At 68.6% G+C, this 20,571-nt stretch carries 22 protein-coding genes; 7 read left to right on the plus strand and 15 right to left on the minus strand.

Going from position 1 to position 20,571, the window contains the following annotated elements; all coding sequences use genetic code 11:
* Positions 1-42 precede the first annotated feature (42 nt).
* The 4 genes from FCI23_RS03520 to FCI23_RS03530 all read right to left on the minus strand — a co-directional run bounded on the left by FCI23_RS03520 (position 43) and on the right by FCI23_RS03530 (position 3,176).
* Positions 43-1,953 (minus strand): AMP-dependent synthetase/ligase, encoded by a 1,911-nt coding sequence (locus tag FCI23_RS03520; RefSeq protein ID WP_136721935.1) that lies wholly within the window; start codon positions 1,951-1,953, stop codon positions 43-45.
* A 147-nt stretch (positions 1,954-2,100) separates the two neighbouring features.
* Positions 2,101-2,259: a hypothetical protein gene (locus FCI23_RS56125; protein ID WP_169316667.1), complete on the minus strand. Its 159-nt coding sequence runs from the start codon at positions 2,257-2,259 to the stop codon at positions 2,101-2,103.
* A 5-nt stretch (positions 2,260-2,264) separates the two neighbouring features.
* Entirely contained in the window at positions 2,265-2,591 is a 327-nt protein-coding gene (locus FCI23_RS03525) for a DUF4229 domain-containing protein (protein WP_322973791.1), read from the minus strand.
* Positions 2,592-2,657: 66 nt separating this feature from the next.
* The gene (locus tag FCI23_RS03530; protein WP_136721936.1) at positions 2,658-3,176 is read right to left on the minus strand and encodes a GNAT family N-acetyltransferase; all 519 of its coding nucleotides are present in this window, start codon (positions 3,174-3,176) and stop codon (positions 2,658-2,660) included.
* Between the two features lie 206 nt (positions 3,177-3,382).
* On the opposite strand from FCI23_RS03530, the gene FCI23_RS03535 reads away from it, so the two are divergent.
* Complete coding sequence (locus FCI23_RS03535; RefSeq protein ID WP_136721937.1) at positions 3,383-3,670, plus strand: DUF6716 putative glycosyltransferase; 288 nt, start codon at positions 3,383-3,385, stop codon at positions 3,668-3,670.
* A gap of 445 nt (positions 3,671-4,115) precedes the next feature.
* Here the strand turns inward: FCI23_RS03535 and mqnE are convergent, their stop codons facing one another.
* The 3 genes from mqnE to FCI23_RS03550 all read right to left on the minus strand — a co-directional run bounded on the left by mqnE (position 4,116) and on the right by FCI23_RS03550 (position 6,553).
* Positions 4,116-5,279: an aminofutalosine synthase MqnE gene (gene mqnE, locus FCI23_RS03540; protein WP_136721938.1), complete on the minus strand. Its 1,164-nt coding sequence runs from the start codon at positions 5,277-5,279 to the stop codon at positions 4,116-4,118.
* A 52-nt stretch (positions 5,280-5,331) separates the two neighbouring features.
* The gene (locus tag FCI23_RS03545) at positions 5,332-5,787 is read right to left on the minus strand and encodes an Lrp/AsnC family transcriptional regulator (protein ID WP_136721939.1); all 456 of its coding nucleotides are present in this window, start codon (positions 5,785-5,787) and stop codon (positions 5,332-5,334) included.
* 91 nt (positions 5,788-5,878) lie between these two features.
* Positions 5,879-6,553: a UbiX family flavin prenyltransferase gene (locus tag FCI23_RS03550; RefSeq protein WP_136721940.1), complete on the minus strand. Its 675-nt coding sequence runs from the start codon at positions 6,551-6,553 to the stop codon at positions 5,879-5,881.
* Between the two features lie 114 nt (positions 6,554-6,667).
* Here FCI23_RS03550 and FCI23_RS03555 point away from each other — a divergent pair, with 114 nt between their 5' ends.
* Together FCI23_RS03555 and FCI23_RS03560 are read left to right on the plus strand one after the other, a co-directional pair.
* Positions 6,668-7,720 (plus strand): hypothetical protein, encoded by a 1,053-nt coding sequence (locus tag FCI23_RS03555; RefSeq protein WP_136721941.1) that lies wholly within the window; start codon positions 6,668-6,670, stop codon positions 7,718-7,720.
* 256 nt (positions 7,721-7,976) lie between these two features.
* The gene (locus FCI23_RS03560) at positions 7,977-8,513 is read left to right on the plus strand and encodes a rhomboid family intramembrane serine protease (RefSeq protein ID WP_136721942.1); all 537 of its coding nucleotides are present in this window, start codon (positions 7,977-7,979) and stop codon (positions 8,511-8,513) included.
* Here FCI23_RS03560 and FCI23_RS03565 read toward each other — a convergent pair.
* From FCI23_RS03565 to FCI23_RS03575, 3 genes are read right to left on the minus strand one after another with little or no spacing between them, the layout of a single operon-like run.
* Positions 8,503-9,087 (minus strand): Uma2 family endonuclease, encoded by a 585-nt coding sequence (locus FCI23_RS03565; RefSeq protein WP_246143263.1) that lies wholly within the window; start codon positions 9,085-9,087, stop codon positions 8,503-8,505. The genes FCI23_RS03560 and FCI23_RS03565 overlap by 11 nt on opposite strands.
* A 27-nt stretch (positions 9,088-9,114) precedes the next feature.
* Positions 9,115-10,035: a menaquinone biosynthesis prenyltransferase MqnP gene (mqnP, locus tag FCI23_RS03570; protein WP_136721943.1), complete on the minus strand. Its 921-nt coding sequence runs from the start codon at positions 10,033-10,035 to the stop codon at positions 9,115-9,117.
* Complete coding sequence (locus tag FCI23_RS03575; RefSeq protein ID WP_136721944.1) at positions 10,032-11,483, minus strand: menaquinone biosynthesis decarboxylase; 1,452 nt, start codon at positions 11,481-11,483, stop codon at positions 10,032-10,034. Before FCI23_RS03575 ends, mqnP begins: the two co-directional genes overlap by 4 nt.
* 90 nt (positions 11,484-11,573) lie before the next feature.
* Between FCI23_RS03575 and FCI23_RS03580 the strand changes: the two genes are divergently transcribed.
* The gene (locus FCI23_RS03580; protein ID WP_136721945.1) at positions 11,574-11,873 is read left to right on the plus strand and encodes a hypothetical protein; all 300 of its coding nucleotides are present in this window, start codon (positions 11,574-11,576) and stop codon (positions 11,871-11,873) included.
* A gap of 231 nt (positions 11,874-12,104) precedes the next feature.
* On the opposite strand, the gene FCI23_RS63555 is transcribed toward FCI23_RS03580, so the two are convergent.
* Positions 12,105-12,377, minus strand: a complete 273-nt coding sequence (locus FCI23_RS63555; protein WP_407645920.1) for a PucR family transcriptional regulator ligand-binding domain-containing protein — start codon at positions 12,375-12,377, stop codon at positions 12,105-12,107.
* Between the two features lie 227 nt (positions 12,378-12,604).
* On the opposite strand from FCI23_RS63555, the gene FCI23_RS03595 reads away from it, so the two are divergent.
* The 3 genes from FCI23_RS03595 to FCI23_RS03605 all read left to right on the plus strand — a co-directional run bounded on the left by FCI23_RS03595 (position 12,605) and on the right by FCI23_RS03605 (position 15,845).
* Positions 12,605-13,060, plus strand: coding sequence for a nucleoside deaminase (locus FCI23_RS03595; RefSeq protein ID WP_136721947.1), 456 nt, complete (start codon positions 12,605-12,607; stop codon positions 13,058-13,060).
* Entirely contained in the window at positions 13,057-14,040 is a 984-nt protein-coding gene (locus FCI23_RS03600) for an isopenicillin N synthase family dioxygenase (RefSeq protein ID WP_136721948.1), read from the plus strand. Before FCI23_RS03595 ends, FCI23_RS03600 begins: the two co-directional genes overlap by 4 nt.
* Before the next feature lie 377 nt (positions 14,041-14,417).
* Positions 14,418-15,845, plus strand: coding sequence for an alkaline phosphatase family protein (locus tag FCI23_RS03605; protein ID WP_136721949.1), 1,428 nt, complete (start codon positions 14,418-14,420; stop codon positions 15,843-15,845).
* A gap of 148 nt (positions 15,846-15,993) precedes the next feature.
* Here FCI23_RS03605 and ccsB read toward each other — a convergent pair whose 3' ends face one another.
* The 4 genes from ccsB to FCI23_RS03625 are packed head-to-tail and all read right to left on the minus strand — an operon-like array spanning position 15,994 to position 20,418.
* Complete coding sequence (gene ccsB, locus FCI23_RS03610; protein ID WP_136721950.1) at positions 15,994-17,073, minus strand: c-type cytochrome biogenesis protein CcsB; 1,080 nt, start codon at positions 17,071-17,073, stop codon at positions 15,994-15,996.
* Complete coding sequence (locus FCI23_RS03615; protein WP_136721951.1) at positions 17,070-18,959, minus strand: cytochrome c biogenesis protein ResB; 1,890 nt, start codon at positions 18,957-18,959, stop codon at positions 17,070-17,072. Before FCI23_RS03615 ends, ccsB begins: the two co-directional genes overlap by 4 nt.
* Before the next feature lie 8 nt (positions 18,960-18,967).
* Entirely contained in the window at positions 18,968-19,792 is an 825-nt protein-coding gene (locus FCI23_RS03620) for a cytochrome c biogenesis CcdA family protein (protein ID WP_407645921.1), read from the minus strand.
* Positions 19,789-20,418: a TlpA family protein disulfide reductase gene (locus FCI23_RS03625; RefSeq protein ID WP_136721952.1), complete on the minus strand. Its 630-nt coding sequence runs from the start codon at positions 20,416-20,418 to the stop codon at positions 19,789-19,791. Before FCI23_RS03625 ends, FCI23_RS03620 begins: the two co-directional genes overlap by 4 nt.
* Between the last annotated feature and the right edge of the window lie 153 nt (positions 20,419-20,571).

A 20,571-nucleotide genomic window follows, 5' to 3' on the forward strand; every position in this document is an offset into this window, starting at 1 on the left:
CCGGGGCGCGCCGTTTTCCAGGCCGCCCGGCGGCGTTCGCAGTCAGGGCTTGGTGTAGAGGGCCTCGATCTCCTTGGCGAAGTCGGCAGCCACAGCGGAGCGTCGTAGCTTCATGGACGGGGTGAGGTGGCCGTCGGCCTCGGTGAGGTCGACCGGCAGAACCGCGAAGCGGCGGATGGACTCCGCCCGCGACACCGTGGCGTTGGCGTCGTCGACGGCGTGCTGGATGTCGGCGAGGAGTTCGGGGTCCTCGGCGAGGGCGGCGCGGCGGGCGGATTCCTTGTGGTGGATGCGCTTCCAGTGGCTGAGGCCGTCGGGGTCCAGGGTGACGAGGGCAGCGACGTAGGAGCGGTGCTCGCCGACGACCATGCACTGGCCGACGAGGGGGTGGGCGCGGAGCCGGTCCTCCAGGGGTGCGGGGGCGACGTTCTTGCCGCCGGCGGTGATGATCATTTCCTTCTTGCGGCCGGTGATGGTGAGGTAGCCGTCCTCGTCGAGCTCTCCGATGTCGCCGGTGGCGAACCAGCCCTGGTGGAGGGCCGGCTCGGCGCCGACGGAGGAGTTCCAGTAGCCGGTGAAGACCTGGCCGCCGCTGATCAGCACCTCTCCGTCGGGCGCGATACGGACGGCGGTGCCGGGCAACGGCCAGCCGACGGTGCCGAGCCGGGGCCGCAGCGGCGGGGTGACGGTGGCGGCGGCGGTGGTCTCCGTCAGGCCGTAGCCCTCGAAGATCTCGACGCCGATGCCGGTGTAGAAGGCGGCGAGGCTGCGGCCGAGGGGCGAGCCACCGCAGATGACGTGGCGCACCCGGCCGCCGAGGGCGGCGCGGATGCGGCGGTAGACCAGCGGCTCGTAGAGCCGGTGCGCGGCTTTGAGTCTGAAGGACTTGAGGGAGGTGACCCGGCCGGTGCCGCTGTTGCGGCGGGCTACGAGGGCTTCGCCGTACTGTCTGGCGATGCTCGCGGCGCGGTCGAAGGAGGAGGCGCGGCCCATGGATTCGGCGGTGGCGCGGCCGGTGTTGAAGACCTTCTCCAGGACGTACGGGATGGCCAGCAGGAAGGTCGGCCGGAAGCCGGCGAGGTCGGCGAGCAGGTCCTCCGTGGCGATGCTGGGGGCGTGGCCGAGCCGTACCCGGGCGCGCAGGCAGCCGATGGCGACCATGCGGCCGAAGACATGGGAGAGGGGGAGGAAGAGCAGGGTGGACGCGGGCTCGTCCGTGCTCCCCTTGAACACCGGGTAGAGCATCTCGATCGCGTTGTCGACCTCGGAGAAGAAGTTGCCGTGGGTGAGGACGCAGCCCTTGGGGCGGCCGGTGGTGCCCGAGGTGTAGACGAGGGTGGCGATGCCCGCCGGGCCAAGCAGGCTCCGGCGGCCCTGGACGACGACGTTCGGCAGGTCGCGGCCCGCGGCGATGAGCTGCTCGACGGCCCCGGCGTCGATCTGCCAGAGATGGCGCAGCCCCGTCAGCTCACGGCGCTGAGCGCTGATGAGGCGGGTCTGCTCGACGCTTTCCACGGCGCAGGCCGCCGCCCCGGAGTCCTCGAGGATCCAGCCGGCCTGGGACGCGGAGGAGGTCGGGTATATGGGGACGGTGATCAGGCCGGCGGCCCAGGCCGCGAAATCCAGCAGCGTCCACTCGTAGGTCGTACGGGCCATGATCGCGAGCCGCTCGCCGGACTGGAGGCCGAACGCGATCAGGCCCTTGGCGACGGCCATGACCTGGTCACGAAACGCGGCGGCCGTGATGTCGTGCCAGTCGCCCTGCGCGTCCTGGCGGCTGAGCACCGGCTCGTCCGGGGCCTCGGCGGCGTTGGCGAAGGGTATGTCGGCGAGGCTGCCGCTGGTCACCGGCCGCACAAAGGGCGCCACCAGCGCCTGCACGACTCTGCCGCCCTCCATGGCCTTCTCGGGTTCGACCACTTCGACGGCCTCGACGGCTTGCGGGCTGCCCATGGGCATACTCCTTGGCCACGATATGACGCGCGAGTAACCTTACGGGTCCGTAATTTACTTCAGAGTAGGGATGCGGCCAATGGCCTCGCACCTCCTCATCCGCCCCGTATGCGACTGTGCGACGGCGGCATCGTGCGGGTGCGGGCCCTAGGACTGGTCGGCCGCGAACATCCGCAACGCCTGTGCCGGACAGAGCACTACGAGCCCGGCATCCGCCAGGACCGCCGCCGTCGCGTTCCCGCGGATGCCCTCGGCCAGAAGCCGGCAACCGCCGACGGCCAGGAGCAGCACGGCCCCGGCACGCATACCGGTCAGCCCTGCGCGGCGCGCGTGGCGTCGTCCGCCGCGTCCTCCTGGGAGCGGTTGGCGGCGAGGTTGCGCCGGGTGTTCTCGACGCGCTGCGAGATGTGGGCGGCGGCCTCGTTACGGGCGCCGCGCAGCAGTACGTAGCTGAGCGGCGCGGTGATCACGAGGGCGAGCAGCATGACCCACAGCAGATTGGACTTGCCAAGGCCGGCGGGGACGACCCGCAGATAGACCAGGCCCCAGATGACGGCGAAGGAGCCGACGAAGAGGGCGAGGCGAAGCAGGGTGTAGCGGAGCATGGGACTCGGCTTCCAGCTCAGCTTCCGGCTCACGACGTTTCCTCTTTCGTTCCTGTACGAGATGTGCTGCCCTCCCAGTGAAGCACGGCCCCGGGACACTCAGACCAGGGGGAGCCACATCGTGACGTCGTCACGGTCGTCACCTGGGGAGACGCGGATCGCGGCGGGCACCCGGCCGACCTCCTTGTAGCCGGCGGAGGCGTAGAAGCGCTCCAGACCGAGCCCGCTGCGGCAGCCGAGCCTGATGCCCGCGAGACCGAACTCCCGGCCGCGGCGCTCGGCCGCGCGGAGCAACTCGGCTCCGTATCCCCTGCCCTGGAGGGACGGGTGGACCATGACCGTGACCAGCCAGGCCCAGTGCCTCATGAGGCGGTGGGTGTTGAAGGAGAAGAAGGCGGTGCCTACAAGTTTGCCGCCCTGCAACGCGGCAAGCATGCGGAAGCGGCCTTCGGCAACTGCGGCCAGGTGCTCGTCGGCCTGGGGCCGTATATCCGCGGAGGTCACCGGGGGCACAAAACCCACCGCACCGCCCGCGTTGCTCACATCGGTCCACAACCGAACGAGCTCTTCGTGACGTTCAACGTTCATCTCAGGGTCGAGCGCGAAGTCCATTGACATATAGGTCATTTTATGATGAGCCAGAGCTGTCCCCTCACTCAGGGCTTACGACAATCTCATGGTGCATTCATGACCTGTTCGTAACTTCGGTCCACTCCCGCGACACCGGGACATCCCCCAACTGTCAGACCGGGCGCAGCCCCGGTCCGGAAGGGCTTTCCCCAGGCGACCTGGTCGACGACCCCGAGCTTGCCGCTGCCGATCTGGTGGTCTTCGCCACCGCGGGCGGGCTCACCGTTTCGCTGATCCATGCCCTGGGCCTGGCCTGGGACGGCCTGCTCAACCGGGCCGGATCGGACATCATGCTGGCCAATAGCACCTTCGACGCCGACCGTTTCCGTACCGTCTTCCGAGGCGTCGGTGTGGATCCCGACTCCGTGGTGGAGGCGGCGCTGCCATTTCTGGGCGGAGCCCCGTACGATCCGTCGGCCGCCGCACCCTCCCCACCGTCCTGGAGGGCACCGGTGTCGAGATCGTTGTGCACGAGGGCGTGAGAGACTGGCTGGAGCCCGGCACTTCCGACCGTGCCGTCGCTTTCCTGGACGAGGTCGCCCACACCGCCCGTACCCGGCACCGCCTCGCCGCGGTCGGCGATTAGGGACCTTCCGGCGGTTCCGCATCCCGGAGCCGCCCCGGGGAGGCAGGCGTGTTGCGCGTGGGGGCGCTGCGCCTGCCTTTCCGGGGCGGCTCCGGGGGCTCTGCCCCGGGCCCCGGGTTGCTGGCTTGTGCGGGCCGGTGGTCGGCGTTGTGCCCACCCTCCCCCAGCTACCTCCCCCAGCCTTCGGCCGGGAGGTGCCCCCAGGAGGTGCCCCCATCTCACTTCGCTCGGCTCTGCGGCACGCCTGCCCACAACGCGCTGACAATTCCAGCCCGTCCGGCATTTGAGGACCTGGGGGGCCCCCACGCCCGCAGGGCGTAGGGGGCGGAGCCCCCGGTTGGTCAAAGGCGCATGGGCTGCGGGGCCTCCCGGCGCGCCGCGTCGGGGCCCGGGTACTCGCGGAGCGTCTCGTACCGCGTGTTGCGCTCGACCGGACGGAACCCCGCATCGCGGATCAGGTCGAGAATGTCGTCCCGTGTGAGCTTGTTCGGCGTACCGAAATCGTCCGCATCGTGCGTGATCTTGTACTCGACGACGGATCCGTCCATGTCGTCCGCCCCGTGGTTCAGCGCCAGTTGCGCCGTGGCGAGGCCGTGCATCACCCAGAAGACCTTGACGTGCGGCACGTTGTCGAACAGCAGCCGTGAGACCGCGAAGGTCTTGAGCGCCTCCGCGCCGGACGCCATGGTGGTGCGGGCCTGGAGCCGGTTGCGGACCTTGCCGTCCTTCATGTCCACGAAGTCGTGCTGGTAGCGCAGCGGGATGAAGACCTGGAAGCCGCCGGTCTCGTCCTGGAGCTCGCGCAGCCGCAGCACATGGTCCACCCGGTGCCGGGGCTCCTCGATGTGCCCGTAGAGCATGGTGGCGGGGGTTTTCAGCCCCTTCTCGTGCGCGAGGCGGTGGATCCGGGACCAGTCCTCCCAGTGGGTCCGGTGATCGACGATGTGCTGCCGGACCTCCCAGTCGAAGATCTCGGCGCCGCCGCCCGTCAGTGACTCCAGCCCTGCGTCCATCAGTTCGTCGAGGATCTCGGAGGCGGAAAGCCCGGAGATCGTCTCGAAGTGGTGGATCTCGGTCGCGGTGAAGGCCTTCAATGAGACGCTCGGCAGCGCTTCCTTCAGGGCCTTGAGCGAGCGCGGGTAGTAGCGCCAGGGCAGCGTCGGGTGCAGGCCGTTGACGATGTGCAGCTCGGTGAGGTTGTCGCCCTCCATCGCCTTGGCGAGGCGGACGGCCTCCTCGATGCGCATCGTGTACGCGTCCTTCTCACCCGGCTTGCGCTGGAACGAGCAGTAGGCGCACGAGGCCGTGCACACGTTGGTCATGTTCAGGTGCCGGTTGACGTTGAAATGAACGACGTCACCGTTCTTCTGCGTGCGCACATGGTGTGCGAGACCGCCGAGCCAGGCGAGGTCGTCGGACTCGTACAGCGTGACCCCGTCCTCCCGGGAGAGCCGCTCGCCGGCGTAGACCTTCTCCTCCAGCTCACGCTTGAGCCCCGCGTCCATGCCGCCTCCTCGTAACAAATCGACCCGATCCAGACCCCGATCGAGAGTACGCCTAAGGAACTTCCGGCAGCTCGCCGACCCGGTTCTCCCACTTCGTGGAGAGCACGACCGTGGTGCGGGTGCGGGCCACGCCCTTGGTGCCTGACAGCCGGCGAATGGTGCGCTCCAGGCTGTCCACGTCCCCGATCCGGACCTTGAGCATGTAGGAGTCGTCGCCCGCGATGAACCAGCAGTCCTCGATCTCGTCGAGGTCCTGGAGCCGCCGCGCCACCTCCTCGTGGTCCGCGGCGTCGCTGAGCTGCAGTCCGACCAGGGCGGTCACTCCCAGCCCGAGCGCCGCGGGGGCGACCGTGGCCCGGTAACCGGTAATCACCCCGGCTTGCTCCAGACGGTTGATCCGGTCGGTCACGCTGGGCCCGGAGAGCCCCACCAACCGGCCCAGCTCGGCATACGAGGCCCGGCCGTTCTCACGTAGCGCCTGGATGAGCTGTCTGTCCACCGCGTCCATCAATCCTGGACCCTTCCATTCATCCCGCGACCACGCTGTCAGAACAAGAATCTAAGGCATGAACGGTCATGCGCCCTGCGCATCACTTGCATCACTCTGCCTTGATGCCGCGTCCCCCGCCCAGTTCCCCCTCCCACCGCTGGTAGAGCTTGTGCGGCACGCGCACAGCGTCCAATGCCCGCCCCGCCACGAAGTCCACCAGATCCTGGATGTGGGTGGCCCCCGCGTAGAAGGCGGGCGACGCGGGCAGCACCACGGCTCCCGCCTCGTCCAGCGCCACCAGGTGTTTCAGCGTCTGCCCGCTCAGCGGAGTCTCCCGTACGGCGACGACCAGCGGCCGCCGCTCCTTCAGCGTCACACTCGCCGCCCGCTGGAGCAGGTCCTTCGACAGCCCCAGCGCGACCCCCGCGACGCACGCGGTACTGGCGGGCACGATCAGCATCCCCTTCACGGGGTACGAGCCCGAACTCGGCCCCGCCGCCAGGTCCCCCGCGGCCCAGAACCGCACATTGGCCAGGTCCGTCTCGAAGCGCCCGTCCGTCCCGTCGGCGCCGCGGGCCAGCCACGCCCGCAGGTCCTCGCGCCGGTGCGCGTCCCGGAAGGGCCGGCCGGTCTCGTCCAGGACCGTCAGCCGCGCGGCCCTGCTGACCACCAGGTCCACCGCCTCGCCGGCGTGCAGCAGCGCCCTCAGCACCGCCGCGGCGTACGGGGTCCCGGAGGCCCCGGAGACCCCGACGATCCAGGGCCTGCGCTCGCTGTCGTCCATAAATGACGAGCCTATCCGGCCTGGCCTGGTGCAACCTTTTGGCCATCCCCGTAGTCATACTTATCCGAACTCTATTTCAATCAGGAGCATGTCATCAATACCTTCCGCAAGGGCGTGGCCTCCGCCGGCTGTATCGCCTTCATAGCCACCGCCGCGACCGCGTGCGGCACCGCCCAGCAGATAAGCGCCGGTGTCAAGGTCCAGCGTGCCGTCGACAAGCTCGGCGAGCAGAAGGCCGTCACCACGAGCCTCGGTCTGGACGCGACCCAGCAGCAGATCTGGACCGCGCTCAAGGGTGAGAAGGGCTTCACCCAGGATGACGCGAAGACCCTCGCCGGGCTCGACGTGTCCGTCTCCATGAGCTCGACGAAGCCGCTGAAGGACTCGAAAACACGCTCCGTGGCCTTCCAGTTGTCCCTCGGCAGCCAGAAGGATCTGCTCGAATTCCGCAGCGTCGGCCAGAAGTTCTACGTCAGAGCCGACCTCAAAAAGCTGATGTCAGTGGGCGGTGGCAGCAGCCAGGACATCAAGCAGTTCCAGTCGATGGTCACCGCGGCCGGCAAGCTGCCGTCCTCGTACCAGTCCGTCAAGGACCTCATCGGTGGCAAGTGGATCACCATCGACCTGAAGTCCTTCCAGGAATTCGCGAAGACCATGGGTGTGAACACCCCCGCACCCAGCACGAGCACCCTCGACGCCAAGACCCAGCAGCAGGTCGCCGACGCGGTCAAGAAGGCCATCGGCGACAGCGCGAAGTTCAAGGACACCGGCAGCCGTAACGGGGCCGACCACGTCTCGGTCACCATCCCCGCCGACAAGGCTGCCGCCGCGCTCGTCCAGGGGCTCAAGCCTCTGCAGAAGCAGCTCCCCAAGGGCTTCTCGCCCTCCGACCTGCAGAAGAACGCCCCGGCCAAGGACATCGTCCTGGACCTGGCCGTCAAGAACGGGACGCTTTCCAGCGTCACCGTCGACCTGGCGACGTTCGACAAGAACGCCAAGGGCAAGCTGCCGCTGACCATCGGCTTCGCCACCGACGTCCAGGCCGTCAAGGCCCCGGCCGGCGCCACCACGCTCAACCCGCAGGACATCATGGGCGCCATGATGCAGCTGATGACCGGCAGCAGCTCCACCAGTCTGAAGGGCCTGGGCCTCAGCGGCCTGAACTAGCCGTGTCCGGTGGTCCTCAAGCGCTGGACGGGCTCAAAATGAGCCCGTCCAGCCCGGCAACACCCCCAGCCAGCCCGGCGTTTGTGCTGGGCTGCCGGGGAACCGCCCCGAATGTCAGTGGCGTTGTCTACCGTAGGTACACAACGACCGAAGGGGGGATTCGGTGGCGTACAAACCCATCGCGGGCGATTCCACGGCCGCACGACCGAGAAACGTTCTGGGCCCGGCTGCCCGGGTCAGAGCGGCAGCAGGGCTCATGCTGGCCTGGGTCGGCCTGCTCTGGCTCATCGAAGCGATCGACCTGGCCTCCAACCACGCACTCGACACCTTCGGCATCGTGCCGCGCGAGATCGGCGAGCTGCGTGACATCATCCCGGCCGCCTTCATCCACTTCGGTTTCGACCATGTCGCCGCCAACAGCGTCCCGCTCCTGGTCCTCGGCTTCATCGCGGCGCTGCGCGGCATACGCCGCTTCCTCGGCGTCGCCTTTGTCATCACCCTCACCAGCGGCTTCGGCGTCTGGCTCGTCGCGCCCGCCCACACCAACACCGCCGGCGCCTCCGGCGTCGTCTTCGGCCTCTTCGGCTATCTGCTGGTCCGCGGCTTCGTCGACCGCCGCCCGCTCGACATCGCCGTCGGCCTGATCATCGCCGCCCTCTACGGCTCCATCTTGTGGGGCGTCCTGCCCACCGCCCAGGGCGTCTCCTGGCAGGGCCACCTCTTCGGCCTCATAGGCGGCGTCGCCGCGGCCTTCCTCCTCCGCGAGCGCCCGGAGGACGGGCTCATACGCTGACGCCGGGGTCGACCGGCAGCTGATCGGTGTCGAAACTCAGCTCTCCGACGGTCGTGTCCACGGTCACGGTCTTGCCGTACGGAATCGTGTCCCGTCCCAGGTAACCATCAGGGCCAGGGTTCCACAGGGTGCTGCAGCGGCCCTTGGTAGGATCGAAGATCAGGTAGTTGGCGATGCCCTGGGCCGCGTACCGCTTGTCCTTGACCTCGTAGTCGTTGCGGACGCTGCTCGGAGACACCACCTCGATGACGACTTCCACCAGGTCCGGGGCGTAGGCGCTCAGATTCCGGCTCTCCTCGGCGGCGGGGATCACGGCAAGATCCGGGCACAGCTCGAATTCGTCGCTGAACGGCATAGCGACATCGCTGATGATGCCCCACTCATCCGACAGCTGAGGTTCCAGCTGGTTCCACAGAAGGCGAATGGTGCGCGCGTGGAATGGCCGTACTGGACTCATCACGATGTTGCCCTCGACAATCTCGACCCGATAGCCCGGGAACATGTCCTCGAAGCGACTGAGCTGCGAGTGCACGCGGTGGAGCTCGGTGACTGTCACATCGGCCTCCCTGTCCATGCTCTCGATGGTAGGCCGAAACCGTACTCATACGCCGAGGCCACGCACCGCCAGGTCCAGCAGGGCACACACGAACAGGGCAATACCGATGAAACCATTGACGCTGAAGAACGCCCGGTTGAGCCGGGACAGGTCACCCGGCCTGACGATGCTGTGCTCGTACAGGAAGGCCGCCACGACAATCGCCAGCCCCACCCACCAGAACACACCGGCGCCGACAGCGGCCCCGTACCAGGCGAGCAGCACCACCGTCACCGCATGGCACGCGCGGGCACCGTAGAGCGCCGCCGTGATACCGAAGCGCGCCGGAACGGACTTCACCCCGTGGGCGCGGTCGGCCGCGACATCCTGGGATCCGAAGATCAGGTCGAATCCGCCGATCCAGATGCCCACCGCCAGCCCCAGGATCACGGCGTCCCAGGACCAGCTGCCGGTGACGGCCAGCCAGGCGCCGATCGGGCCCATGGCCTGGGCCAGGCCCAGAATCGCGTGCGGGAAGTTCGTGAACCGCTTGCCGTACGGATAGACCACCATCGGGATGACCGCTATCGGCGCGAGCGCCAGGCACAGCGGGTTGAGCATCGCGGCCGCACCGAGGAAGACCACGACCGCGACCAGCGCACCGGTCCAGGCGGAGCGCACCGAGACCGCGCCGGTCACTATCTCGCGGTTCGCCGTGCGCGGATTACGGGCGTCGATCTCGCGGTCGATGATGCGGTTGCAGGCCATGGCGAAGGTGCGCAGGCCCACCATGGCCACCGTCACGAGGAAGAGCCGCCACCAGTGGACGGTGCGGTCCTCCGCGAACATCGCGCTGAGCGCGGCGATATAGGCGAAGGGGAGAGCGAAGACCGAGTGCTCGATCATCACCAGCCGCAGGAAGGCTTTGACCTTGCCCGGCCGGGGCTCGGGCCCGAAGAGATCGGGGATCAGGGAATCAGCGCTCACAGGCCGTACTCCTTCCAGCGGGCGTCGACCTTCGCCGCCGTCTCCGGGTCCGGGACGACCATGTTCGGCCAGCCGCCGTCCCGCGTGTAGCCCTCCTCGGGCAGCTTCTCCGTCGCGTCGATGCCGGCCTTGCCACCCCAGAACTGCTGGTAGGAGGAGTGGTCCAGATGGTCCACCGGCCCTTCCACCACCGTCAGATCACGGGCGTAGTCCGTGTTCCCCAGGGCCCGCCAGGCGACCTCGTGCAGATCGTGCACATCGCAATCCGCGTCTACGACCACGATCAGCTTGGTGAGCGACATCATGTGCGCGCCCCAGATCGCATGCATGACCTTCTGCGCGTGCTTCGGGTACTTCTTCTCGATCGAGACGATCGCGCAGTTGTGGAACCCGCCCGCCTCCGGCAGGTGGTAGTCCACGATGTCCGGCACGATGATCTTCAGCAGCGGCAGGAAGAACCGTTCAGTCGCCCGGCCCAGCGGGCCGTCCTCCGTCGGCGGGCGGCCGACCACGATCGACTGCAGCAGCGGACGCTTCCGCATCGTCACACAGTCGATGGTCAGCGCCGGGAACGGCTCCTGCGGAGTGTAGAACCCCGTGTGGTCCCCGAAGGGGCCCTCCGGGAGCATCTTGCCGGGCTCCAGCCACCCCTCGAGGACGACCTCCGCCTGCGCGGGCACCTGAAGGGGCACCGTCTTGCAGTCCACCATCTCCACCCGCTTGCCCTGGACGAAGCCGGCGAACAGATACTCGTCGATGTCCCCCGGCAGCGGCGCCGTGGAGGCGTACGTGACAGCCGGCGGACAACCGAAGGCGATGGCCACCGGCAGCCGCTCGCCCCGCCGTTCCGCGACCTTGTAGTGGTTGCGGCTGTCCTTGTGGATCTGCCAGTGCATGCCGATGGTCCGGCGGTCGTGCCGCTGCAACCGGTAGAGCCCGAGGTTCCGCACCCCGGAGTCGGGATCCTTCGTGTGCGTCAGCCCCAGGTTGAAGAAGGAACCGCCGTCCTCCGGCCAGGTGAAGAGCGCCGGGAGCTGGTCGAGATCAACGTCGTCCCCCTGCAGCACCACCTCCTGGACAGGGGCGTCCTTCACCTTCCTCGGCGGCACATGCGTCATCCCGGCGAGTTTCCCGAAGGCCTCCCGCACCCCCACGAAGCCGTGCGGCAACTCCGGCTTCAGCAGTCCGCCGATCCGGTCGCTGATGTCCCCGTAGCTCTTCAGCCCCAGCGCCTTCAGCAGCCGGCGGTCGGTCCCGTAGACATTCATCGCCAGCGGCATCGCCGATCCGCGCACGTTCTCGAACAGCAGCGCCGGACCGCCCGCCTTGTTCACCCGGTCGGTGATCTCGCCGACTTCGAGGTAGGGGTCGACCTCGGCCTTGATGCGCTTGAGGTCGCCGTCTCTCTCCAGGGCCCTCAGGAACGAGCGAAGATCGTCGTAAGCCATACATGCCAGTATCGGGCACCCACTACCCTGGACCCATCACCGGGCCCCGCCGACGGCCCGGGCCACCTCAAGCAGGGGGGCGCCTCCAAGATGCTCAGGTATTTTCCCTACCTCCTGATGCTGGCACTGGTGATCTACGCGTTCATCGACTGCCTCAGCGCTCCCGCGGAAGAGATCCGCGGGCTGCCCAGGGCGGTCTGGCTGCTGATCATCCCGTTTTTCCCCCTCGGCTGGCTCGTCGCGGGCAAGTGGCAGGGCGCCCCAGCCACGATCAGCGCCCCCGCCGGACCGTGGATCCCCCCGGACGACAACCCGGAGTTCCTCAAGTCCCTCGGCGAGGCGCAAACGCGCCGACGGGATCAGGACCCGGGCGGCACCGACACTCCCTAACGCCCCACCCCCTACAAGCTGTACGCCGCCCCGCCCCCCGCTACGGACATTGCGCCCCTTCAGCCAGGCCCCCCGCGTACGGCTACAAGGTGATCGCCGTCGAAGCGACGGGGGCCGAGCCCATCCCGCTCGCCGAACGGCACGCCAGCCCCGTCCACCTCCTGTGGACCTGGTCCTCGCCGAACATCGAGTTCGCCACCGCCTATATCGGTGTCATCTCCGTCCTCGGCCTCAGCTTCTGGCAGGCCGCCGCCGCCCTCGTTCTCGGCACCGCGGTCGGCTCCGCCGCCCGAAGCAGCTCCCGCCCGTCCCCACCTCGGCGGGGACGTCCGGCAGTGAGCGCCCGATCTCGAAGGCGACGCCCGCGACGTCACGCGCGGCCAGCTGGCGCACCCAGTGCCGACGGGCGCCGGGGTCCGCCCCGGCGAGTCCGAGGCCGGTGGTGAGGAGCAGCTCGCCGCCGGAGAGCAGTGGCCCGATCTCGTAGATCTCGCTGGAGTGCACCCACCGGACCGGCCGGTCCGGGGACGTACTCGCCCGCGAGCACTTCGGGCCCGGCCCCGCCGACGACGTCCAGGGCCAGGATCTCGCCGAGAGTGAGGAGGGGAAAAGCAGCCATGCGAACCAACCTCCCGGGGCACGGGACCAAGACATTCCGTCCGGTGTCGGGCCGTCCGGAAAGTACTTTCCGCACGTTGCCAGGGTGTTTCCGGGCCGGGAGAGTAGTCCGTATGGACATCGACGCGCTCGACGCATCCGCCATGCTGGCGACAGCCGTCGCCGAGGCCAGGGCCGGTCTGGCCGAGGGCGGCATCCCCATCGGGGCCGCGCTGTACAGCGCCGAAGGTACCGTGCTGGGCCGCGGCCACAACCGCCGCGTGCAGGACGGGGACCCCTCCGCGCACGGCGAGACCTCCGCCTTCCGCGCCGCCGGCCGCCAGCGCGCCTACCGGGGTACGACGATGGTGACGACCCTGTCGCCGTGCTGGTACTGCAGCGGGCTGATCCGCCAGTTCGGGATCTCGCGGGTGCTGATCGGCGAGGCGGAGACCTTCCACGGGGGCCATGACTGGCTCGCCGAGAACGGAGTGGAGATCGTGCTGCTGGGCGACCAGGAGTGCGTCACCCTGATGACGGACTTCATCAAGGCCCGCCCCGAGCTGTGGAACGAGGATATCGGCGTATGACAAACCCGGAGCAAGCGCAGCGCACCCGCATCCCCACCCTCGACCTCGCCCCCTGGCTGTCCGGCGACCCCGAGGCCCGCGCCGGTATCGCCGCCACCGTCGACGACGCCCTGCGCACCGCCGGGTTCCTGCTGGTCACCGGCCATGGCGTCGACCCCGCCCTGCGCAGCGGCATCCGGGATGCCGCCCGCACCTTCTTCCGTCTCCCGGCCATCGTCAAGGAGCCGTACTCCGTGAAGGTCGGCGGCCGGGGCTGGCTCGGGCCGGGCGCGGAGGCGAACGCGTATGCGGACGGCATCGAGACGCCGCCCGATCTGAAGGAATCGTGGAGCTTCGCGGCGGACGAGCCGACCGGCGACCCGGACACGGACGCGGAGTGGTTCCGGCCCAATGTCTGGCCGGACGAAATCCCCGCTCTCCAACCCCTGGTGACGGCGTATCTCGCCCAGATGCGTGCCCTCTCCGATCAGCTTCTGGAACTCCTCGGCGTCGCCCTCGGCGAGTCGGCGGACTTCTTCACCCGGCACACCGCTCACCCCACCTGGGGCTTCAACATCAACTGGTATCCGGGCACGGACACCGTCGGCACCCCCGAACCGGGCCAGTTCCGGATCGGCCCGCACACCGACTTCGGCACGGTCACCGTCCTGGACCGCCAGGCGGGCAAGGGCGGGCTCCAGGTCTTCACCGACGAGGGCGGCTGGGAGGACGCCCCGTACGACCCGGAGGCGTTCACCATCAACATCGGCGATCTGATGGCACGCTGGACCGGCGACCGCTGGCGCTCGGGCCGGCACCGGGTGCTGCCGCCACCGGCGGACGTGCCCGCCGAGGAGCTGATGTCGCTCGTCTACTTCTACGAGTGCGACACGGGCACCGTCGTCGAGTCGGTCCCCGCCCCGGCCGGCCAGGTGGCGTACGAGCCGGTGGACTCGCACACCTACCTCCGCGCGAAGCTGGACTCGATCACGGCGGGCTAAGGGGCCGCGCGAATAGGTGGGGTGGGTGAAGGAGCGTGGCGAGGTGCAAGTCTGGCAAGGCGGAGGAGTGAGGCGACGCGGAGCGTCGTCGACCGACACCGACGGCAACACTTCCAGGCGCCCCCGCCGACGGAGTCGGCTGATGTCACAGCTCGGCACGCGACGCCGCCCCACCTACTCGCGCGGCCTCTAAGGCCTGTCCGGTGGCAGGGTCGCTGCCGGCTGGCCGGTGGCACCAGGGCCGTGCCCGGAAGCGGGCTCTTTGCCGCCGAATGGTGTATTGCTCACGCAAGTCGTCTCTGCCCTGTCGGTAGTGCTCCCGCAGAGTCGTATGTGGCCCAACGAGGCCTTATGCGACTCAAGGGAGAGGGACAACCATGCCCGACACGACCCGACGCAGACTCCTCGGCACGGCGGCCGGCACGGTCGGCGGCGCTGCGGCGCTGTCGCTGCTGCCGCCAAGCGTCCGGCGGGCGGCGGCCGCCGGACCCGCCCCCCTCAGCTCGCTGGGCGACATCAAGCATGTCGTCCTGCTCATGCAGGAGAACCGTTCCTTCGATCACTACTTCGGGACCCTCAGCGGTGTACGCGGCTTCTCCGACCCGAACGCGCTGACGCTCTCCACCGGCCGGTCCGTCTTCTACCAGCCGGACACCGTCAATCCCGACGGCTACCTGCTGCCGTTCCACCTCGACACGCGTACCACCAGCTCACAGTCCATCCCCTCCACCAGCCACTCCTGGACGGTGCAGCACCAGGCCTGGAACGGCGGCGCGATGGACCACTGGCTGCCGGCCCACCGCGCGGCGGACGGGGTAAACGGTCCCTACGTGATGGGCTATTACACCCGCGAGGACATCCCGTTCCAGTTCGCGCTGGCCGAGTCCTTCACCATCTGCGACAACTACTTCTGCTCGGTCTTCGGCCCGACCTGGTCCAACCGTCTGTACTGGATGACCGGCACCATCGACCCCGCGGGCGCCCTGGGAGGCCCGGTCATCTCCAACAAGGCCCCGTCCCCCTACCGCTGGACGACCTACGCGGAGCGGCTCCAGGCGGTCGGCGTCAGCTGGAAGGTCTATCAGCAGGCGGACAACTACCGGTGCAATCTGCTGGAGGAATTCCAGCAGTTCCAGAACGCGAAGCCGGGCGAACCGCTGTACGACCGCGGCATGGCCACCGGCCCGGAGGGCACCTTCGAGTACGACGCCCGGGCCGATCGGTTGCCGGCCGTCTCATGGATCATCCCACCCAGCCACCAGTCGGAGCACCCGAACTACCTTCCGGCGGCGGGCGCCGACTTCGTCGCCCAGAAGATCGAGGCCATCGCCTCGAATCCCGCTGTCTGGGGCAAGACCGCCTTCATCCTCAACTACGACGAGAACGACGGCCTCTTCGACCACGTCCCGCCACTCGTGCCCCCGGCCGGCACCCCGGACGAGTTCATCGGCGGCCTGCCCATCGGCGCCGGCTACCGCGTGCCTTGCATCATCGTCTCCCCGTGGACGGTCGGTGGCTGGGTCGCCCGCGACGCCTTCGACCACACCTCCGTACTCCAGTTCCTGGAGCGCTGGACCGGCGTCCGGGAGCCCAACATCAGCGCCTGGCGCCGCAGCACCTTCGGCGACCTCACCTCCGCCTTCGGCTTCCGCCGCCCTGCCCAGGCCCCTCCCTTGCTGCCCCAGGACACCATCGCCCAGCTGGTCCGTGCCCAGGCAGCCGTCGCTACCCTCCGTCCCACTGTCTTCCCCGGCGCCGCCCAGACCCCGCCGTGTCAGGAGAAGGGGCGCCGCCGGCCCCGCTGAGACAGCCGCCCAGGCCGTACGTGCCGGGCCCCGCCACGGCTGGGGCCGCCCGGGAGGGTGAGGCCCTGGCGGGCGCTCTGGCACGACGGGCGGAGTCCGGCGCAGCCGTCCGAAGCCCGCGAAGCGGCGCGAGGGCGGCGGATGACAATCAGACGCCCGCGTACGAGTGCTTGCCGGTGATGAAGATGTTGACGCCGTAGTAGTTGAAGATGAAGCACGCGAAGGCGAGCAGCGCCAGGTACGCCGCCTTGCGGCCCTTCCACCCGGCCGTGGCGCGAGCGTGCAGGTAGCAGGCGTAGATCACCCAGGTGATGAAGGACCAGGTCTCCTTGGGGTCCCAGCCCCAGTAACGGCCCCAGGCGGCCTCGGCCCAGATGGCGCCGGCGACGATCGTGAAGGTCCACAGCGGGAAGACCGCCGCGTTGACGCGGTAGGAGAACTTGTCGAGGCTCGCGGCGGCGGGCAGCCGGGACATGATGTTCGCCCAGCGGGGGTCCGTGACCCTGCCCTCGGTGAGCGCGACCTCGTACCGGTCGCGGAAGAGGAAGAGGAAGGTGGAGACGGCGCCCAGGAAGAACAGCGCGCCGGAGATGATCGCGCAGGAGACGTGGATCCACAGCCAGTAGGAGTGCAGGGCCGGAACCAGCTGGTCGCTGGCGGTGTAGAGGACGGAGACGGCCAGGCCGAGATCGAGCAGCACCGCGGTGGTGAGGAAAAGCCCGATCCAGCGGACCTTCTTGCCGAGCAGCAGCAGTACGAGGTAGGCGGTGACCACTGTCGCGCCGAAGGTCGTGGAGAACTCGTACATGTTGCCCCAGGGGGCACGCCCCACCGAGACCGCACGGGCCACGACCCCGCCGACATGCAGCGCCCAGGCCAGCACTGTGAGCGAGATCGCGATCCGCCCGTACATGTCGCCCTGCTCGTCGGTACCGGCTGCGCCGGGGCCGTCGGCGATTCCGCGGTCGCTGGTGGAAGCTCGGGTGATGACCTTGGGGCGCTCGATGACGGCGGTGCCGCCGACACGCTGGGCGACCTTCACCGTCGCCACCGGGGCGGCGGCTTCCTTCACCAGCGCGGCGGAGGTCGTGGCTACCTTGCTGCGGCTGCCGAAGGTCCACTCGGCGATGTGCGCCAGGAAGGCGAGCGTATAGACGGTCATCGCCGAATAGATGAGGTAGTTGCTGAGATTTGCCGCGTTCTCATTGACCGCTGCAGCGATGGTCACGCGCGCGCTCCTTCGTCATCGGACTCGGGCTGGGCTTGCTCGGGGTTGGCTTGTTCGGGGTTGGCTTGTTCGGGTTCGGCTTGCTCGGGTTCGGCTTGCTCGGGCTTGGCTTGTTCAGGCTTGGCTTGTTCAGGCTTGGCTTGTCCAAGGTCCGGCTCGGATTCCGCCGCGGGCTCGGGCTCCGCCACAGGTGGTGCTGTCTGCGAGGCCAGTACGTCCACGAGGTCGCCGAGCTCGTCCGCGATCCGCGCGGACTCGCTGCGTCCGAGCCCGGCCAGCTCCACCACCGTGACGCCGTCGCGGCCCACGGTGGTTCGAATCCACACCCGGCGGCGCTGGATGAAGAGCGAGCCGATGAGGCCCAGGATCATGGTGACCACGCTCGCGAGCGCCCAGCCGGTGGCGGCCTGGTGGGAGATCTGGAAGCTGGCCCAGGTCTTGACGCCCTCGAAGGTGAGCGACCCCGCACCGTTCGGCAGCGTCAGGGTCTCGCCGGGCTTCATCGCCTTGCTGACGATGTTGCCCTTCGCGTCCTTGAACTGCTTCATGTGAGTGGTGTCGAGCTGGTACACGTTCTGGGCGATCCCGGAATCCAGGCCGAGGTCACCGTGGTACGCGGTCAGGATCAGCGCCGGGTAGTCCAGGGCCGGGAAGGAGGAGTGCGGTCCCTGTGTGTTGTTCAGCGCGAAGGTGGGGGTGAAGATGCCGGTGAAGCCGAACTGGTCCTTCGTGCCGTTCTTGGCCTTGGCGTCCGGCACCTTCACCACCCCCACCGAGGTGAGGTTGCTGTCCTGCGGCAGGAACGCGACCGGCCCCTGGTAGACGACGTTGCCCTGGCCGTCCTTGACGGTGACGACCGGCGCGTAGCCGTGCCCGATCAGATAGACCTTGGAGCCTTCGATGTCCAGCGGCTTGTTGACCTCGATCGAGGACTTGTGCTCCGTGCCGTTGGTGCCGTTCCAGTAGTGGATGTTGGCGCGGAAGGTCCGCGGGGTGCCCTTGTCCGAGCCGCTGCGGGCGTAGGAGGCGGTGAAGCCGTCCAGGGTGAAGCCGAACGGGTTCAGGTCCTTGGCACCGTAGAAGGTGCCGGGCGAGAAGTCGTCGTACTGCGTGAGCGTGTTGGAGAATCCGTCACCCTCGACGATCAGTTTGCCGCCCTCGGCCTTCCACAGCTGCCCGACGCCGAAGGAGACCAGCAGTCCGAACAGGGCGATGTGGAAGAGCAGATTGCCGGCCTCGCGCAGGAAGCCCTTCTCGGAAGCGACTGCCGTCCCGACGATCTGCGTACGGAATCTACGCCCCCGCAGCACCCTTTGTGCGCTCTGCAGCACCTTCTCGGGCGCGGCGTCGGTGCGCCAGGTCGCGTACGCGGGCAGCCTGGTCAGATTGCGGGGCGCGGCCGGCGGCTTGGAGCGGAGCTGGCCGACGAACTGCCAGCTGCGCGGGACGATGCAGCCCGCGAGGGAGGTGAAGAGCAGGATGTAGATCGCCGAGAACCACGGCGAGCTGTAGACGTGGAAGAGGCCGAGCCTCTCGTAGAGCGGCGTGATCGAGCTGTGCGCCTTCTGCCAGTCCGCCACCTTGACCCGGTCCACGCTGGTCTGCGGGATCAGCGAGCCGGGAATCGCGGCGAGCGACAGCAGGAAGAGCAGGAAGAGCGCGACCCGCATGGAGGTGAGCTGCCGCCACATCCAGCGCAGCCAGCCGGTGATCTCCCGGCCCCACCAGGCGACCGCGCCGCGCCGGCCGGGAGCGCGGACCCCGCCGAACGAGCCGGGGACCGGTTGCGCGGTCTCCTCCGCCGGTGCGGTGGAGAGCTGGGCGCCCGCCGCGCCGAGGTCGCGCTCCTCAGTGGCGCCGGGAGGGGTGTCCGTCGTACTGCTCATCGTTTCGCTCAGATCCCAACAGTGAAGCCGGAGGACCAGATCTGCATCTGGTAGACGATGTGGTCCCAAACCCCCGTGACAAGAAGCACACCGACCGCCACGAGCATGCCGCCGCCGGTCCGCATGACCCACACATAGTGGCGCTTGATCCAGCCGAAGGCGCCGATGGCACGACGGAAGGCGAGCGCGGCGACTATGAACGGCACGCCGAGGCCCAGGCAGTACATGGTCATCAGGAAGGCGCCGCGTCCGGCACTCGCCTCGTTCCAGGCCAGGGCCTGGACGGCGCCCAGGGTCGGTCCGATGCAGGGCGTCCAGCCGATGCCGAACAGGACGCCGAGCACCGGCGCACCGGCCAGGCCGACCGCCGGACGCCGGTGGAAGCGGAACTCCCGCTGGGCGAAGCCGGGGAGCACACCCGCGAACGACAGCCCGAGGACGATGGTGAGCGCGCCGAGCACCTTGGTGATGACGTCCTGGTGCGCCAGCAGCGTGCTGCCGAAGTAGCCGAAGGCCGCCCCGCCGGACACGAACACCGCGGTGAAGCCGAGTACGAAGAGCAGTGAGCCGGCGAACATCCGGCCGCGGCCGCTCCGGCCCTGCTGCATGTTCTGCTGCGAGGTGGCGAGATCGGCGCCCGAGAAGCCGGTGACGTAGCTGAGGTAGCCGGGGACGAGCGGCAGCACACACGGCGAGAAGAAGGAGACCAGCCCGCCGAGGAGCGCGACCGGCACCGCGAGCAACAGCGCGCCGTGCAGCACGGTCTGGTTGGGGTCGCCGACCGATGCGGCCAGGGTGACGGCCGGGGTGACGCCGTCGAGGATTTGGCTCACGATTTCTCCGCGATCACGGGAGCGAGCATGGCCTGCAGTTTCTCCTCGGTCAGGCCCGCCGCCGCCCTTACAGCGATGCCGCCCTTACGGTCGACGACAATCGTGGAGGGAATGGACTGCAGTGTCAGGGTCCCGTTCGGGAATTTCAGCAAGAGCTTTCCCTGGGGATCAAAAAGGCTGGGATAGGTGATGCCGAAGTTCCGCTCGAAGGCGAGCGCGTTGTCCTTCGCCAAGTCCCGGGTATTGATCCCGATGAACTCCACGCCCTTGCTCTTCGTGCTCTGGTACACCTTCTCCAGCCCCGGTGCCTCCGCCCGGCACGGGGCGCACCAGGATCCCCAGACGTTCAAGACCACCACCTTGCCCCGGTAGTCCGCGAGGTTCAGCGTCTTGCCGTCGACGGTCCCGCCGGAGATGTCGGGCACCTGGGGCCGGTGCCCCTGCGCGGCCCGGCTGATGTCGCCTGTGCCCTGGACGAACCGGGTGCTGCTGCCCGACGACGTGCCCGACCCGGTCGACGAGCAGCCGACGGCGGTGAGCGCGAGTACGGCAACGCCCGCCGCCAGTGATACGTGGCGGGGGGCGCGACGCGCACGTCGCCAGGCCCGGGGGCGGGATTCAGGCATGAAACAGAGTCTCGCACGCGCCCATAACCGCTCCCGTGCCGCCCCCTGGGCCGCGCATGGGCCTGGCATGTGACACGTCACGGAACAGATCATGAAGCACGAGATCAGGCATCGCATCAAGCACCGCATCAGGCACGGCATGAGCACAACGGA

The sequence above is a fragment of the Actinacidiphila oryziradicis genome (assembly GCF_005047355.1).
Lineage (GTDB): Bacteria > Actinomycetota > Actinomycetes > Streptomycetales > Streptomycetaceae > Actinacidiphila > Actinacidiphila oryziradicis.